We start from the raw sequence: 14,963 nt of genomic DNA, 5'->3' as shown, positions 1-14,963 counted from the left end.
GGTCAGCGGACCGGGACGTCGGTGCTGGCGGTGGCGGCGGTGAACTCGTCGAGCCGGACGCTGACGGCGAGGGTCCAGGTGCCGGCGCCGGGGATGCTCGCCCCGTCGGCCACCCAGTGGCCGGGGCCGGCCGGCTCCAGGTCGACGTCGAGCGGGCCGATCTCCTGCGCGGGCTCGGTGAGGGTCACCCGCAGGTCGGCGGGCTGGGTGAGCTGCCCCTCCTCGTCGAAGAGGTAGACGTGCACGGTGTTGGGCCCCGGGCGGGCCGGGTCGACCGAGAGCTGGACGCTGCCGACCTCGCCCGCGGCCGCCTGCAGCGGCAAGGTGACGTCGACCGGCTGGGACACCGCGGCGCGAGCCGGCGGGATGCCCACCAGCACCGCCGAGAGCACCAGCACGGCCGCGGCGACGGCGGCCTCGACCAGCACCGAGCGGCGCAGCGGGCCCACGTCCTCGATGGCCCCGCGGGCCTGCGCCGCCGCGCGGGTGCGGGACGCCTCGGCGACCGCGGCCTCCTCGGCGACGGCCTCCCCCGCCCCGCCCGCCAGGGCGGGCGCGGGGACCCGGCGGCGCGGGCCCGGCCGGGTCCGCGGCAGGCCCAGCTGCTGCTGCACCCACACGCGGGAGACCCCCGCGGCGGCGAGGAGCAGCAGCACCAGCGCGAGCTTGCCCAGCAGCACCCAGCCGTACGTCGTGGACACCAGCGCGACCGGCGACCCGACCTCCCGCACCGACTGGACGACGCCGGTGACCACCAGCGCGGCCACCGAGGCCGACGCCAGGCGCGACCAGCGCGGCAGGGCGGCGGCCACGTCACCGGCCTCGGTGCCGGTGCGGACCAGCCCGGTGAGCAGCGCCGTGAGCCCGCCCAGCCACAGCGCCATCGCCGCGACGTGCACGGCGGCGACCGCGGTGGCGAACACCGGCAGGGCCCCGGCGACCGGGTGCCCCACCGCCGCGGTGGTCAGGACGACGCCGCCGGCGACGGCGCCGAGCCCGGCCGTCTCCTGCGCCGTCGGGGCGCCCCCCCGGCGCCAGAGCGGCACCAGCAGCGCGGCCAGCAGCAGGGCCAGGGCGCCGCGGCCCAGGGTGGTCAGCCCGAACGACGAGCTGCCCGTGGTGGTCAGCAGCGACGGGTCGAGCAGCGAGCCGAGCCCGGCGCCGGCCGCGTAGGGGCCCTGCAGCAGGAAGGTGAGCACCGCGGCCCCGGCCACGGTGAGCAACCCGGCGGTGGTCAGCCGGCGCATCGTCCGCGACGCCCAGCCGCCGGGCCAGCACAGCACGAGGAAGGCGGGGACGCCGAGGCCCGCGGCCACGCCGGCGAACCCCAGGGCCCGGGAGGCGGGCAGCGCGGCGGCCACGAACGGGTCGACACCCGCGCCGTCGGCCACGGTGCCGGCGTCGGCGAGCTCGCCGTCGCCGACGACGAAGGCGTAGGCCCCGCTGATCGGGTGGGAGTCGGCCGAGACGATCCGGTAGGTGACGACGTAGCTGGCGTCGGGCAGGTCCGCGCGCAGCGGCACGGTCACGGTGTCGCCGTCGACCGTGGCCGCGCCGGTGTCGGCCCGCTCGCCGCCCTCGCCGATGACGCGGGCGTAGCCGGCCCCGAGGGACACGCCCTCGCTGAAGCGCAGCGTCACCTCGGCGGGCACCTCGTCGAGGCGCGCGCCCTCCCCCGGGTCGGTCGACACCAGCTCGGCGTGCGCGGCCGCGGGGCCGGCGGTGGCCACGCCCAGCCCCAGCCAGCCGGCCAGCAGGACGAGTAGCAGCAGGACCGGGCGCGCCGGGCGCGCGGTGTGGCCGGTCACGCGGTCACCCGCCCCCGGGCGACGACCGCGGCCGCCCGCCGGCTGCGCCGTCGCCAGGCGAGCACGGCGACGAGCACCACGCCGGCCAGCAGCAGCAGGTGGGCGCCGGCGCGGTCGGCGTGCACGTGCCCGGCCCGCAGGTCGCGGACGGTGACCACGGTCAGCAGCACGCCGAAGGTGAGCAGGAACGGCAGCGCCCCGGCGGCCAGCCGCGGCGCGGCGGCGACGGCGAGGAAGGCCGCGGCGACGGCGAGGTTCCACGCGCCGGTCTCGTGCGCCACGTGCACCGGGGCGCTCATCGCGGCGGTGCCGCCGGTCAGCGCCGGCCAGGCCACGCCCGCCTGCGCCACGGCCACCGCCAGCAGCGCCAGCCGCAGCGCCGACTGCACCAGCCGGGAGCGCGCCGCGGCTGCGGCCCCGGGCAGCTGCCGCGGCAGCGCGGAGAGCACCGCCGCCGTGAGATCGGGCACGTCGGGGGCCGCGACCAGCCGGGCGCGGCGGGTCACCGCACCCGCGGCGTCGGCCCAGCCGGCGCAGTCGGGGCAGCCGGCCAGGTGACGGTCGAGGTCGGCGGCGGGCATCCCGAGCGGTTCGCCGTCGAGTCGCGCCGAGACCGCCTCGCGGAACGGTGCACACTGCATGGAGAGGTAGTCGTCGCGCAGGGCCCGTCCGGTTCCCGGTACGACGGGGATCACAGCGGAGGAGTCACGTGGACGAGCTGGAGCGGGTCGCCGCGGCCGCCGTCGACGGCGACCCCCTCGCCGCCGCGACCCTGGTCCGGGCCACCCAGTCCGACGTGTGGCGGCTGTGCGCGGCCCTCGGCGACCGCGACACCGCCGACGACCTCACGCAGGAGACCTACGCCCGGGCCTTCGCCGCGCTGCACCGCTTCGCGGGCCGGTCCTCGCTGCGCACCTGGCTGCTGGCCATCGCCCGGCGGGTCTGCGCCGACGCCGTCCGCTCGCGCCGCCGGCGGCGGCTGACCCTGGTGGGCGACGACGCCGACCTCGAGGCCCTCTCCCCCGCCGACGCCGCCGACCGGGTGGGCGAGGGCGCGGCGGTCACCGACCTGCTCGGCCGGCTCGACCCCGACCGCCGCGAGGCGTTCGCGCTCACCCAGCTGCTCGGGCTCTCCTACGCCGAGGCCGCCGAGGTGGCCGGCTGCCCGGTCGGGACCATCCGCTCCCGCGTCGCGCGGGCGCGGGCCGACCTCGTCGAGGCTCTCGGAGGGGCGGTCCTGGAGGAGCCCGGCGCGGCCCGCAGGTGACCGTGCGCTGAACCACAGGTGAGCGGGTACCTATGCTGCCCGACGGCCGTACGACCGCTGATCCCGAGGCGGGCGAGCCCATCCCCGCCGATCCGGGAGTCCCCCGTGCCCTTCAGCCTGACCCCCAAGGACCAGAGCTTCTACCGGCTCTTCAGCGCCTCGGCGCAGAACCTGGTGACGGCCACCGACGTCCTCGACGAGTTCCTCCGCGAGCACACCCGCCGCACCGAGCTCGCCGACCGGCTGCGCGACCTCGAGCACGCCGGCGACCAGTCGACCCACGCGATCTTCCGGCAGCTGAACTCCAGCTTCGTGACGCCGTTCGACCGCGAGGACATCTACAGCCTGGCCAGCCACCTCGACGACGTCATGGACTTCGTCGAGGCCGCCGCCGACCTCGTCGTCCTCACCGGGCTGGGCACCCTCCCGGCCGAGATGAACCAGCAGACGGCGCTGCTGCAGCGGGCGGCGCACATCACCGCCGAGGCCATGCCGCGGCTGCAGACGCTCAAGGACCTCCCCGACTACTGGATCGAGGTCAACCGCATCGAGAACGAGGCCGACAAGCTCTACCGGCGGCTGCTCTCGCGGCTCTACAGCGGGGAGTTCGAGGCCCTGGAGGTGCTGCGCCTCAAGGAGGTGGCCGACCAGCTCGAGGAGGCCGCCGACGCGTTCGAGAAGGTGGCCAACGTCGTCGAGTCCATCTCGGTCAAGGAGTCCTGAGCTCCGTGGACCTCCGCTGATGGACGCGGCCTTCGTCGCGCTGGTCGTCATCGTCGTCGTCGCCCTGGCCTTCGACTACACCAACGGGTTCCACGACGCGGCCAACGCCATCGCCGTCGCCGTCTCCACCAAGGCCCTCACGCCCCGGGTGGCGCTGGCGCTGGCGGCGGTGATGAACCTGGTCGGGGCGCTGCTGTCCACCGAGGTCGCCAAGACCGTCGGCGAGGGCATCATCGAGGCGCCGAGCGGGACCGGTGGGCTGGAGATCGTCTTCGCCGCGCTGGTCGGGGCGATCGCGTGGAACCTGATCACCTGGTACTTCGGGCTGCCCTCGTCGTCCTCGCACGCCCTCATCGGCGGCCTGGTGGGCGCCGCGCTGGCCGCGGCCCACGACGTCCAGTGGCTGGGCGTCGTCGACAAGGTCGTCATCCCGATGGTGGTCTCGCCGCTGGTCGGCTTCGCTCTCGGCTACCTGTTCATGCTCGCCATCCTGTGGACCTTCCGGCGGGCCAACGTCACCCGCGCCAACCGCGGGTTCCGCTACGCGCAGATCGCCAGCTCCGCCACCATGGCGCTCGGCCACGGCCTGCAGGACGCGCAGAAGACGATGGGCATCATCACGCTGGCGCTGTTCACCGCCGGGGAGATCGACAGCTTCGACGTGCCGCTGTGGGTCGTGCTCGCCGCGGCCGCCGCGATCAGCGCCGGCACCTACGCCGGCGGCTTCCGCATCATGCGGACGCTGGGCCGGCGGATCATCCAGCTCACCCCGGCCGGCGGCTTCGCCGCCCAGACGGTGGCCTCCAGCGTCATGGTCACCACGGCCACGGTCTTCGCCGTCCCGGTGTCGACGACGCACATCACGACCACCTCGATCATGGGCGTGGGGGCCACCCGCCGGCTGTCGGCCGTGCGCTGGGGGGTGGCCGGCAACATCGTCGTCGCGTGGATCGTCACGCTGCCCGCCGCGGGCGCCGTGGCGGCGCTGGCCTACCTGATCACCGACCTCGTCGTGGGCTGACGCGAGGGCTCCGACCCCGTGACCAGGCCACTCCGGGGCGCATTCGTCCCATCTCCACCGATCTGGTAGACATACCGCCCATGGCGGCGACCGTGGTGCTCCTCGTGGGGCGCATCCACGTCGACCTGCTGCGCATCTGCACCGCCGCCTGTCCGGGCCGCTGACCTCCCGCGCCGTCCCCCGGCGCCTCCTCCGCCCCTCCCGCCGCGAGGGCGCGCTGCCGCGCGCCCCGGCGTCCCCTCCTGGAGTCAGCCCCCGTGAAGACGTTGATCCTGCTCGCCCTCGCCGGCCTCGGCGCCCAACTCGTCGACGGCAGCCTCGGCATGGCCTACGGCGTCACCTCGACGACGCTGCTGCTGGCCTTCGGCACCAACCCAGCCGCCGCCTCGGCGACCGTCCACTTCGCCGAGATCGGCACGACCCTCATGTCCGGCGCCGCGCACTGGCGGTTCGGCAACGTCGACTGGAAGGTCGTCGCGAAGGTCGGCATCCCCGGCGCCGTCGGCGCCTTCGCCGGCGCCACCGTGCTGTCGAACCTCTCCACCGAGGTCGCCGCCCCGGTGATGTCGCTGATCCTGCTGACGCTCGGCGTCTACCTGCTCGTCCGGTTCACCCTGCGCGGCATCGACCGCCGCAACCTCGGCAAGCCCGTCCGCAAGCGCTTCCTCGGGCCGCTGGGCCTGGTGGCCGGCTTCGTCGACGCCACCGGCGGCGGCGGCTGGGGCCCGGTCGGCACGCCGGCGCTGCTGGCCAGCGGCCGGCTGGAGCCGCGCAAGGTCATCGGCTCGATCGACACCTCCGAGTTCCTCGTCGCGCTGGCGGCCAGCCTCGGCTTCCTGCTCGCCCTCGGCTCGCAGGGCGTCAACTGGACCTGGGCGCTGGGGCTGCTGGCCGGCGGCCTGGTCGCCGCGCCGATCGCCGCCTGGCTGGTGCGGCACGTGCCGCCGCGGCTGCTCGGCTCGCTGGTCGGCGGGATCATCGTGCTGACCAACACCCGCACGCTGCTGCGCAGCGACTGGATCGACGCCTCCGACCCGGTGCGCTACGCGGTCTACGCGCTGCTCTACGCGGTCTGGGCCGCCGCGGTCGTGCACTCCTACCGCCAGTACCGCAAGGACCGGGTGCAGGAGTCGGCCGACGCCCTGGCCGCCGAGGCCGCGCGCCTGGCCGAGGAGGAGCGGCACCGGCTGCACGCCCCCGACGCGGCCGACGTCGCCGACCTGGAGCGCAGCCTGCGCGCCGGCCGCCCGGCCGACCCCCGCGACTGAGGCGGTCCGCCACGATCAGGTGACCTGATCGTGGGGCGTCCTCCCGCACGTCCCACCGTGAGGGAGGACGCCGCACGATCAGGGACCCTGATCATCGCGGGGCCAGCAGGGCGGCCTCCAGGTCCGCGGGGAGGCCGGGCTCGGGCAGGCCGTGCGGGGTGGGCAGCCGAACCGGGTCGCGCTGCAGCCAGGCCCAGGTGTCGGCGACCGTCTCGCGCACCGGGCGGCTGGGCAGGCCGAGCTCGCGGGCGCGGGCGGTGCCGACGTCCCACGCCGTGCCCGCCATCTCCCGCGGCAGCCACAGCGGCAGGTGCAACCACGGCTCGACGCCGGCGGCCAGCAGCTCCTCCTCCGGCACCGGCACGAGGTCGGCGTCGCTGCCGGTGACCTCGCGGCAGGTGCGCAACAGCTCCCCCAGGGTCGTCATCCCGGCCGGGCCGGTGGCGTTGACCGGGCCGTCCACCCCCTGCTCGGCCATCGCCACCAGCCAGCCGGCGAGGTCGCGGACGTCGACCAGCGCGATCGGCTGGTCGAGCGCGTCCGGGACGACGACCCGCCCGCCGCGGGCGATGCGCTCGAGCCACCACGGCAGCCGCCGCACGTTGTCGTGCGGGCCGACGATCAACCCCGCCCGCGCGGTGAGGAAGCGGCCTGGGACGGCGGCGGCCAGGACCCGCTCGGCGTGCGCCTTGACCGGCCCGTACTCGTCGTCGTCGGTGTCCCAGGTCGGCTGCCGCTCGTCGGGGACCGGCCCCGGCGGCCAGGTCGAGTAGGCGTTGAGGCTGCTGACGAAGGCGTAGCCGCGGACGCCGGCGCCGCCCAGGGCCGCGGCGGCGTTCGCGGCGGCGGCGCGGGTCTGGCAGGAGGTGTCGACCACCAGCTCCGGGACCCAGCCGTCCAGGGCGCGGGGCAGGGCGCCGGAGTCGTCCCGGTCGCCGTGCAGAGCCCGCACCCCGTCCGGGGGCCGGCCGGTGACGCCGCGGGTGAAGGTGGCCACCTCGTGACCGCGGTCGAGCGCCGCCGTCGTCACGTGCCGGCCGAGGAAGGCGGTGCCGCCGAGGACCAGGAGTCGCACGGGCCCAGCTCAGTGCAGGCCGGCCGCCCCGTCCAGCCGGTTCACCGACGGCGCAAGCGGGCTCAGACCGCGCGGGTGGCGGGCAGGCCGGGCACCTGCGGCAGGGGCTGGGACCGGGCGGCGGCGAGCACCATCTGCGGGGAGCGCGGCAGCCCGCGGCGGGTGCACAGTCGCAGCGCCCGCACGCCGGTGATGACGTCGGTCTCCGGCGGGACGACCAGCAGGTCGGCGACCTGGTTCCCGCCGGCCCAGCTCAGGCACACCACGCCCGGGTCCATGCTCCGGAAGCCGCCGGTGCGCACGACCCGGCCGTCGACGACGATCTTGCGCGGCGCCGGCAGCCACGGCTCGAGCGCGTGGGTGAAGCGCTCGACCCGCACCCCGCGCCGGTCGAGGGCGGCCACCAGCTCGGGCACCTCGACGGCGAGGTCGCGGCTGCGCGGGAACCAGGCGCCGTCGAAGGCGTTCTCCCCCGACCCGGCGTCCGCCCGCAGGCTCACGCGGACGTCGATCCCGCCGCGGAACCCCTCCGGTCCCCACACCCCCTGGGTCATGTGCCGTCCCGCCTCCCGCTCAGCGTGCCCCGGGCCCGCGTCCGGGCCCGGAGCACCGACCGTAGGTCGGCGGGTCGGCGCCTCCCGGCGAGCCCGCACCCGGCCTGTCGAGCACGCGCGGCCCGTCGTCACGACCGGTCACGCACCGGTCACGACGCCCCGGTCACGACCCGGCGGGCTCAGCGGCCCAGCTCGAACACCGTGGTGCTCTCGTACACCTCGCCCGGGCGCAGCACCGTGGACGGGAAGTCCGGCCGGTTGGGCGAGTCGGGGAAGTGCTGGGTCTCCAGCGCGACGCCGTCGCCCTGCCGGTAGACGCGGCCGCCGGTGCCCACCAGCGTGCCGTCGAGGGCGTTGCCCGAGTAGACCTGCAGGCCCGGCTCGGTGGTGAGGACCCGCAGCGTCCGGCCACCGACCGGGTCGCGCAGCAGCGCCGCCTGCCGCAGCGTCCCGCCGTCGGCGTCCCCGCGGTCGAGCACATAGTTGTGGTCGTAGCCGTGCCCGTGCAGCAGCTGCTCGTCGGCCTCGCGGATGCGCGCGCCGATCGGGGTGGGACGGCGGAAGTCGAACGGCGTGCCCGCCACCGGAGCGATGGCGCCGGTGGGGACGAGCGCCGCGTCGACCGGCGTGTAGCCGCTCGCGTCGACCTGCAGCTCGTGGCCGTGGACGTCGCCGGAGCCCTCCCCGGCGAGGTTCCAGTAGGTGTGCTGCGTCAGGTTGACCACGGTCGGGGCGTCGGTGGTCGCGCGGTAGTGCACGGTCAGCCGCGTCGCGCCGTCGAGGCGGTAGGTGACCGCGGTGGTCAGCGTGCCGGGGAAGCCCTGGTCGCCGGCCTCGCTGACCAGCTCCAGCCGCAGCGCCGCGGCAGCGTCGTCGCTGACGTCGGTGACCGTCCAGACCCGGTCGGAGAAGCCGACGGGGCCGCCGTGCAGCGTGTTGGACCCCTGGTTGACCGGCAGCCGGTACGTCTCGCCGTCGAGGGTGAACCGCCCCTGCGCGATGCGGTTGCCGAAGCGGCCGACGAGCGCGCCGAAGTAGGGGTCGTCGGCGGAGAGGTAGCCCGCGAGGTCGGGGAAGCCGAGGACGACGTCCGCGACCTCACCGGCGGCGTCGGGCACCTCGAGGCTCTGGACGACGCCGCCGTAGCCGAGCACCCGCAGCGTCGCCTCGCCGGAGGTCAGCGTCCAGCGCTCCACAGGGGTGCCGTCAGGGGTGGTCCCGAAGGGCTCGACGGTGGCGGGCACCGCCCGACGCTAGGGAGGACCCGCGGGTGTGTCAAAGCGGCGCGACGCCCCAGGCGCGGGTGCACCCGGGGCGTCGTCGTCAGGACTCGGTCAGGAGCCGGTCACGGCTTGGGCTTGCGGTTCTTCGCCTTGCCGCGCTCGTTCTGGTCGAGGATCACCTTGCGCACGCGGACGGCGGCCGGCGTCACCTCGACGCACTCGTCCTCGGCACAGAACTCCAGCGCCTGCTCGAGGTTGAGGATCCGCGGCGGGATGAGCCGCTCGAGCTCCTCGGCGGTCGAGGACCGCATGTTGGTGAGCTTCTTCTCCTTGGTGATGTTGACGTCCATGTCGTCGGGGCGGGAGTTCTCGCCGACGATCATGCCCTCGTACACCTCGGTGCCGGGCGCGACCATCATCGAGCCGCGCTCCTGCAGCGAGAACATCGCGTACGACGTCGCCACGCCCTGCCGGTCGGCCACCAGCGATCCGGTGGGCCGGGCGCGCATGTCGCCCAGCCACGGCTCGTAGCCCTCGAGGTTGTGGTTGAGGACGCCGGTGCCGCGGGTCTCGGTGAGGAACTCGGTGCGGAACCCGATGAGGCCGCGGGACGGGACGACGTACTCCATCCGCGCCCAGCCGGTGTCGTGGTGCACCAGGTTCTCCATGCGTCCGCGGCGAGCGGCCAGCGCCTGGGTGAGCGTGCCGACGTACTCGCCGGGGGTGTCGATGGTGACCCGCTCGACCGGCTCGTGCAGCGTGCCGTCGATGACCTTGGTGACCACCTGCGGGCGGCCGACGGTCAGCTCGAACTCCTCGCGGCGCAGCTGCTCGACGAGGATGGCCAGCGCCAGCTCGCCGCGGCCCTGCATCTCCCAGGTGTCCGGGCGCTCGGTGGGCAGCATGCGCACCGAGACGTTGCCGACCAGCTCCTGGTCGAGGCGGTTCTTGATGAGCCGGGCGGTGAGCTTCTTGCCCGAGCGGCCGGAGATCGGCGAGGTGTTGATGCCGATGGTGATCGAGATCGACGGCTCGTCGACGGTCAGCGGCGGCAGCGGGCGCGGGTCGTTGGGGTCGGCGAGGGTGTCGCCGATCATGACGTCCTCGATGCCGGCGATGGCGACGAGGTCGCCGGGGCCGGCGCTCTCGGCCGGGGTGCGGGTGAGGCCCTCGGTCATGAGCAGCTCGGTGATCTTGACGTTCTTCACCGTGCCGTCGGTGCGGCACCAGGCGACGGTCTGGCCGTTCTTCATCGTGCCGGAGTGGATGCGCAGCAGCGCCAGCCGGCCGAGGTAGGGCGAGGCGTCGAGGTTGGTGACCTGCGCGCGCAGCGGCTCCTCGGCGTCGTAGGTCGGCGCCGGGATGGTCTCCAGCAGCGTCTCCACCAGCGGGGCGAGGTCGGGGCTGTCCGGGCTCTCGCCGTCGGCGGGCCGGGTGAGCGAGGCCTGCCCGGTCTTGCCGTTGGAGTAGACGATCGGGAACTCGAGGGCGTCGGTGCCCAGGCCGTTGTCCTCGAGCAGCTCCATGAACAGCTCGTAGGTCTCGTCGACGACCTCGGCGATGCGCGCGTCGGAGCGGTCGGTCTTGTTGACCACGAGGATGACCGGCATCCCCTTGCCCAGCGCCTTGCGCAGCACGAAGCGGGTCTGCGGCAGCGGGCCCTCGGAGGCGTCGACGAGCAGGACGACGCCGTCGACCATGGACAGGCCGCGCTCGACCTCACCGCCGAAGTCGGCGTGGCCGGGGGTGTCGACGATGTTGACCGTGACCGGGTTGCCCTCGGCGTCGGCCAGCCGGATGGCGGTGTTCTTGGCGAGGATGGTGATGCCGCGCTCGCGCTCGAGGTCCATCGAGTCCATGACGCGGTCCTGCGTGGAGTCGTTGTCCGTCCCCTCGCCCTTGGCGCGGCCGAGCGCACCGGCCTGGCGGAGGAGGGCGTCGACCAGGGTGGTCTTGCCGTGGTCGACGTGGGCGATGATCGCCACGTTGCGCAGGTCGTCGCGGGTGGGCATGCGGAAGGGCACCTCGGGGAGAGTCAGGGGGGATCCCGCGGCGGCGGCGCACGCGGTACCACTGGTAACGGCCGCCGGGGTCGCGACCTTCCCACCCACCTTAGGGGCTCAGCGGACGACGACCGGCCGCTCCGGGCGGTCTGCCACCGCGTACGTCACCCCCGCGGCGGTGATCGTGACCAGACTCACCGCCCGGACGGGGTCAGGCGCTCCTCCAGCTCGGCCCGCAACCGGTCGGCGGAGTGCAGCCGCCTGCGCTCCCGCGCCCCGCCGAGGACGCCGGCGAGCGCCAGGCCGACGACGAGGAGCAACGCCCCGTCGCCCGGCCCCCGCGGGAGGAGCGTGGTGGCGGCGACCAGCAGCGCCGCGAGCGCCAGGACGCTGGGCACGCCGGTCCGGCTCAGCAGGAGCCGCTGCCGCTCGGCCGTGAGCCGCTCGAGCCACTCGCCGTCGGCCCCCGCCGGCAGGGCGCCCCCGGCGACCGCCCGGCCGACCGCGGCCCGCTGCCGGGCGGCGGCCGACAGCCGCAGCTGGACGGCGGTGCCCAGCCCCGCTCCCGCCGTGACGAGCACCCCGGAGAGGAGGACCTGCCGCCAGCTCCACGTCTCGCCGAACCCCAGCACGTCGAACGCCTCGAGCAGCGGGCCGAAGGCGACCCCGACGACCAGGACCGGCCCGAGGGCCTCCGTCAGCAGTCCCCGCTCCCCCGGCGTCCGCACGCCGTCAGCGTGGCGGACACCGCGCGGCGGCGCCATCGGGATCAGGGCGTGAGCTGCTCGCGGTCGGCCACCGCGTACGCGACCCCCGCGGCGGCGACCGTCACGAGGCCGACCGCGAGCCAGGCCGGCAGGCCGGCGCCGAGGGCGAGCACGTGGGCCAGGACGAAGGCGCCGACGTAGAGCGCGCCGAGCCCGAGGGCGACCGCCCAGCCGCGCCGCTGGACCCACAGGTACCCCGCGACCAGCCCGCCCGCGGCGAACACCGCGCCACCGAGTGCCCGGATGCCGGTGCCCTGGGCGACGCCGAAGCCCGCCGCCAGCCCGATGGCGACAGGGACGGCGGAGGACAGCCGGGTGCGGGCACGGGTCAGCAGCGACGTCGTCATGCCCCGAGTCTCCCCCGCTCCCGGCCCGTGCCGGTCCTTGCGAGGGTGAGGGGGTGACCACGACGCGGATGCTGTCCTCCGACGACGCCCCGGTCCTCGCGCGCATCGCCCGGGAGGACCGCGACTTCCTCGCGCCCTGGGAACCCCTGCGCGACGAGCGCTGGGCGACGGAGGCCGGCCAGCGCGAGGAGATCCGGTCGGTGCTCGAGCAGCACCGGCTGGGTCTGCGGGTGCCGCACGTGGTCCTCGACGACGACGGGGCGGTGGTCGGCCGGGTCAGCCTCAACAACGTCGTCCGCGGCGCCTTCCAGTCGTGCAGCCTCGGCTACTGGATCCGGTCGGCGGCCAACGGCCGGGGACACGCCACGGCCGCGGTGCGGGCCGCGCTGGCGGTGGCCTTCGGCGAGCTCGGGCTGCACCGGGTGGAGGCCGGCACCCTGGTGCACAACGTCGCCTCGCAGCGGGTGCTGGAGCGCACCGGGTTCACCCGCTACGGGCTGGCGCCGCGGTACCTGCGCATCGCCGGCCGCTGGCAGGACCACGTGCTCTTCCAGCTGCTGGACCCGGCGGCGCCGTAGCGCCGGAGCTCCGCGGCGCCGCGGCCCGCGGTCACCCGGCCGGCTGCGGGGTCTTCGGGAGGAGCAGGGCGGCGACCCAGCCCACCAGGGCGAAGGCACCCACCACCACGATGGCGGTCAGGAACGGCGCGTGCCCGCCCGCCGTCGCGGCGACCAGCACCGAGCCGGCGATGGCCACACCCAGCGACGAGCCGAGGTTGGACACGCTGCGCGACACCCCGGAGATGTCCCCCTGCTCCTGCTCCGGCCAGGCCGACTGGACCACGTTCACCGACGCGGTGAGCATCGCGCCCACGCCGAACCCCATGAGGAAGAGGCCGGGCCAGAAGGTCCACACGGCGGAGTCCACCCGGGCCAGCGCCAGCAGCAGGACGAGCCCGACGACCGTGCACGTGAAGCCGGCGCGGATCAGCAGTCGCTGCGGGTGCCGGCTGGCCATCCGCTGGGCCGCCGCGGAGGAGATCAGGATGCCGATCGTGGCCGGCACCAGCATCAGCCCGGTCTGGATGGCGTCGTACCCGCGCTCCTGCTGGAGGAACACCGAGATGACGAAGAACGAGCCCTGCATGACCAGCCACTGGACGGTCTGCGTGACCAGGCCGAGGTTCGACGTCCGGTTGCGGAACAGGCGGACCGAGACCAGCGGGGCGCGGCCGCCGCGCTCCCGGGCGCGGGCGTGGCCGAAGAACGCGGCCAGCACCAGCACACCGGCGGCGACGAGCGCCCAGACCCGGGCGTTCGTCCAGCCGTGGGTGTTCGTCTGCAGGATCCCGAACACGACGAGGAAGAGCCCGGCCGCGGACAGGACGGCGCCGAGGAGGTCGAACGGGGGGCGCCGGTCGGGCAGCGGCGGGTCGTCGATCCGCCGGGCGAGGAGCGCGACCAGGGCCACGACGAGCGCCTGGAGCACGAACGACGCCCGCCAGCTGACGTAGGCGGTGACCAGCCCGCCGATCAGCGGCCCGGCGGCCGCACCCAGCCCCGCCGCGCCGCTGATCACGCCGAACCACTTGGCGCGCGTCTTCACGTCGTCGAACAGGACCGTGACGAGGATGTAGATCGGCGGGATGAGCAGCGCCGAGCCCACGCCCTCGAGCAGGGCGTAGCCGACGGTGAGCAGACCGAGTCCCGGCGCCATGGCGGCGAGCAGCGCGCCCGCCCCGTAGATCCCCAGACCCAGGAGGAAGCAGGACTTGCGGCCCCAGAGGTCGGTGAGCTTGCTGCCCGGGATCATCAGCGCGGCCATCGTCAGCGTGAACAGGGTGATGGTCGTCTGGATCCCGGCGACGTCGGTGCCGAGGTCGTCGGCGATCGTGGTGATCGCCACGTTCATGTTCGACGCGGCGTAGCTGGCGATGAACTGGGCGAGCGCCAGGGGCAGGACGGCCGCACGGGCCGTCGCGGCGGTGCGCGTGGTCGCGGTCATGGCGGGGCGTCGTCCTCCGGCCGGGCGGAGCGGGCGCCGCCCATCGTCGGCGCGGCCGCGGCCGGCGACCTCCCCCGAAGTGGACGAACCGGCGGCCGCCATCGCGCAGCCCGGGGGCCCGGCGCCGCCGCCGGACGATCAGGTGACCTGATCGTGCTGCGTCCTGCCTCACCGCCGGCCGTGCGGGAGGACGCGCTGCGGTGAGCCAGGACGCGCGCGAGCCAGGACGTGCGAGGGCCCCGGACGAACGCGTCGTCCGGGGCCCTCGGTGGTCCCGTCCCAGGGGACGGAGTTCTCGACTAGGCGGTGCGGAGCACGGCCTCGATCTCGAGCTCGATGTCGATCTTGTCGCCCACGACGACGCCGCCGCCGTCCATCGGCATGTCGATGTCGACGCCGAACGCCTTGCGGGAGATGGAGGTCTTGGCGCTGAAGCCGGCGCGGGTGCCGCCGTAGGCGTCGGGGCCGAAGCCGTTGACCTCGAGGCGCAGGGTGACGGGCTTGGTGATGCCCTTGATCGTCAGGTCGCCCTCGACGGACCAGTCGTCCCCGTCCGCGACGACGCGGGTGGAGCGGAAGGTCATGACGGTGTGGTTGCCGACGTCGAAGAAGTCCGCGGAGCGGATGTGCGCGTCGCGCTGCTCCTGGCGGGTGTCGATCGAGTCCATGTCGATGGTCGCGGTGACCGACGACCGGGCCGGGTCCTCGGCGGTGACGAGCTCGCCGGAGAACTCGGTGAAGTAGCCGCGGACCTTGCTCACCATCATGTGGCGGACGGAGAAGCCGACGGTCGAGTGCGCGGCGTCGATGTCCCAGGTGCCGGCGACGTAACCGGGGATCTGGACGGCGGTGGTGCTGGTCATGTTCAGGACTCCTTGTAGTTGAACGCTTGACGTTCGCCGC

At 75.0% G+C, this 14,963-nt stretch carries 15 protein-coding genes; 5 read left to right on the top strand and 10 right to left on the bottom strand.

Features of this window, described 5'->3' with window-relative positions:
- Positions 1-2: 2 nt before the first annotated feature.
- Positions 3-1,808: a copper resistance CopC/CopD family protein gene (locus ACI780_RS01935; RefSeq protein ID WP_457000557.1), complete on the bottom strand. Its 1,806-nt coding sequence runs from the start codon at positions 1,806-1,808 to the stop codon at positions 3-5.
- On the bottom strand, positions 1,805-2,449 hold the full coding sequence (locus ACI780_RS01930; protein WP_456869774.1) for a zf-HC2 domain-containing protein: 645 nt from the start codon (positions 2,447-2,449) through the stop codon (positions 1,805-1,807). The genes ACI780_RS01935 and ACI780_RS01930 overlap by 4 nt, the downstream gene beginning before the upstream one ends.
- A gap of 68 nt (positions 2,450-2,517) precedes the next feature.
- Between ACI780_RS01930 and ACI780_RS01925 the strand changes: the two genes are divergently transcribed.
- The 4 genes from ACI780_RS01925 (at position 2,518) to ACI780_RS01910 (ending at position 6,087) form a co-directional block, all read left to right on the top strand.
- A complete protein-coding gene (locus tag ACI780_RS01925; protein WP_457000556.1) occupies positions 2,518-3,075 on the top strand; it encodes a sigma-70 family RNA polymerase sigma factor in 558 nt (185 codons plus the stop codon).
- 105 nt (positions 3,076-3,180) lie between these two features.
- Positions 3,181-3,798 carry a DUF47 domain-containing protein gene (locus tag ACI780_RS01920; RefSeq protein ID WP_456869772.1) on the top strand — a complete coding sequence of 206 codons (618 nt, stop codon included), beginning with the start codon at positions 3,181-3,183 and terminating at the stop codon, positions 3,796-3,798.
- 19 nt (positions 3,799-3,817) lie between these two features.
- On the top strand, positions 3,818-4,819 hold the full coding sequence (locus tag ACI780_RS01915; RefSeq protein ID WP_456869771.1) for an anion permease: 1,002 nt from the start codon (positions 3,818-3,820) through the stop codon (positions 4,817-4,819).
- Between the two features lie 257 nt (positions 4,820-5,076).
- Positions 5,077-6,087 (top strand): sulfite exporter TauE/SafE family protein, encoded by a 1,011-nt coding sequence (locus ACI780_RS01910; protein WP_456869770.1) that lies wholly within the window; start codon positions 5,077-5,079, stop codon positions 6,085-6,087.
- Between the two features lie 91 nt (positions 6,088-6,178).
- Here the strand turns inward: ACI780_RS01910 and ACI780_RS01905 are convergent, their stop codons facing one another.
- From ACI780_RS01905 to ACI780_RS01880, 6 genes are all read right to left on the bottom strand, one after another.
- Complete coding sequence (locus ACI780_RS01905; protein WP_457000555.1) at positions 6,179-7,162, bottom strand: NAD-dependent epimerase/dehydratase family protein; 984 nt, start codon at positions 7,160-7,162, stop codon at positions 6,179-6,181.
- A gap of 62 nt (positions 7,163-7,224) precedes the next feature.
- Positions 7,225-7,716 carry a DUF5994 family protein gene (locus tag ACI780_RS01900; RefSeq protein WP_456869768.1) on the bottom strand — a complete coding sequence of 164 codons (492 nt, stop codon included), beginning with the start codon at positions 7,714-7,716 and terminating at the stop codon, positions 7,225-7,227.
- Positions 7,717-7,895: 179 nt separating this feature from the next.
- Positions 7,896-8,960 (bottom strand): aldose epimerase family protein, encoded by a 1,065-nt coding sequence (locus ACI780_RS01895; protein WP_456869767.1) that lies wholly within the window; start codon positions 8,958-8,960, stop codon positions 7,896-7,898.
- Between the two features lie 101 nt (positions 8,961-9,061).
- Positions 9,062-10,951, bottom strand: coding sequence for a translational GTPase TypA (gene typA / locus ACI780_RS01890; protein WP_457000554.1), 1,890 nt, complete (start codon positions 10,949-10,951; stop codon positions 9,062-9,064).
- A gap of 185 nt (positions 10,952-11,136) precedes the next feature.
- Positions 11,137-11,670, bottom strand: a complete 534-nt coding sequence (locus tag ACI780_RS01885; RefSeq protein WP_457000553.1) for a hypothetical protein — start codon at positions 11,668-11,670, stop codon at positions 11,137-11,139.
- Positions 11,671-11,711: 41 nt separating this feature from the next.
- Complete coding sequence (locus ACI780_RS01880; protein ID WP_456869764.1) at positions 11,712-12,056, bottom strand: hypothetical protein; 345 nt, start codon at positions 12,054-12,056, stop codon at positions 11,712-11,714.
- Between the two features lie 53 nt (positions 12,057-12,109).
- On the opposite strand from ACI780_RS01880, the gene ACI780_RS01875 reads away from it, so the two are divergent.
- Complete coding sequence (locus ACI780_RS01875; RefSeq protein WP_457000552.1) at positions 12,110-12,634, top strand: GNAT family N-acetyltransferase; 525 nt, start codon at positions 12,110-12,112, stop codon at positions 12,632-12,634.
- A gap of 31 nt (positions 12,635-12,665) precedes the next feature.
- Here ACI780_RS01875 and ACI780_RS01870 read toward each other — a convergent pair whose 3' ends face one another.
- Positions 12,666-14,060, bottom strand: coding sequence for an MFS transporter (locus tag ACI780_RS01870; protein WP_457000551.1), 1,395 nt, complete (start codon positions 14,058-14,060; stop codon positions 12,666-12,668).
- 299 nt (positions 14,061-14,359) lie between these two features.
- Entirely contained in the window at positions 14,360-14,923 is a 564-nt protein-coding gene (locus ACI780_RS01865) for a YceI family protein (protein WP_089404709.1), read from the bottom strand.
- Positions 14,924-14,963: the final 40 nt, after the last annotated feature.

This window comes from Geodermatophilus sp. SYSU D00814 (assembly GCF_054050055.1).
This window is presented reverse-complemented; position numbering and strand designations above follow the sequence as displayed.

Excerpts from the sequence above, each read along its gene's own strand:
- ACI780_RS01930 (WP_456869774.1), bottom strand. The coding sequence starts at position 2,449 with ATGCAGTGTGCACCGTTCCGCGAGGCGGTCTCGGCGCGACTCGACGGC.
- ACI780_RS01915 (WP_456869771.1), top strand. The coding sequence starts at position 3,818 with ATGGACGCGGCCTTCGTCGCGCTGGTCGTCATCGTCGTCGTCGCCCTG.
- ACI780_RS01900 (WP_456869768.1), bottom strand. The coding sequence starts at position 7,716 with ATGACCCAGGGGGTGTGGGGACCGGAGGGGTTCCGCGGCGGGATCGAC.
- typA (WP_457000554.1), bottom strand. The coding sequence starts at position 10,951 with ATGCCCACCCGCGACGACCTGCGCAACGTGGCGATCATCGCCCACGTC.
- ACI780_RS01880 (WP_456869764.1), bottom strand. The coding sequence starts at position 12,056 with ATGACGACGTCGCTGCTGACCCGTGCCCGCACCCGGCTGTCCTCCGCC.
- ACI780_RS01870 (WP_457000551.1), bottom strand. The coding sequence starts at position 14,060 with ATGACCGCGACCACGCGCACCGCCGCGACGGCCCGTGCGGCCGTCCTG.
- ACI780_RS01865 (WP_089404709.1), bottom strand. The coding sequence starts at position 14,923 with ATGACCAGCACCACCGCCGTCCAGATCCCCGGTTACGTCGCCGGCACC.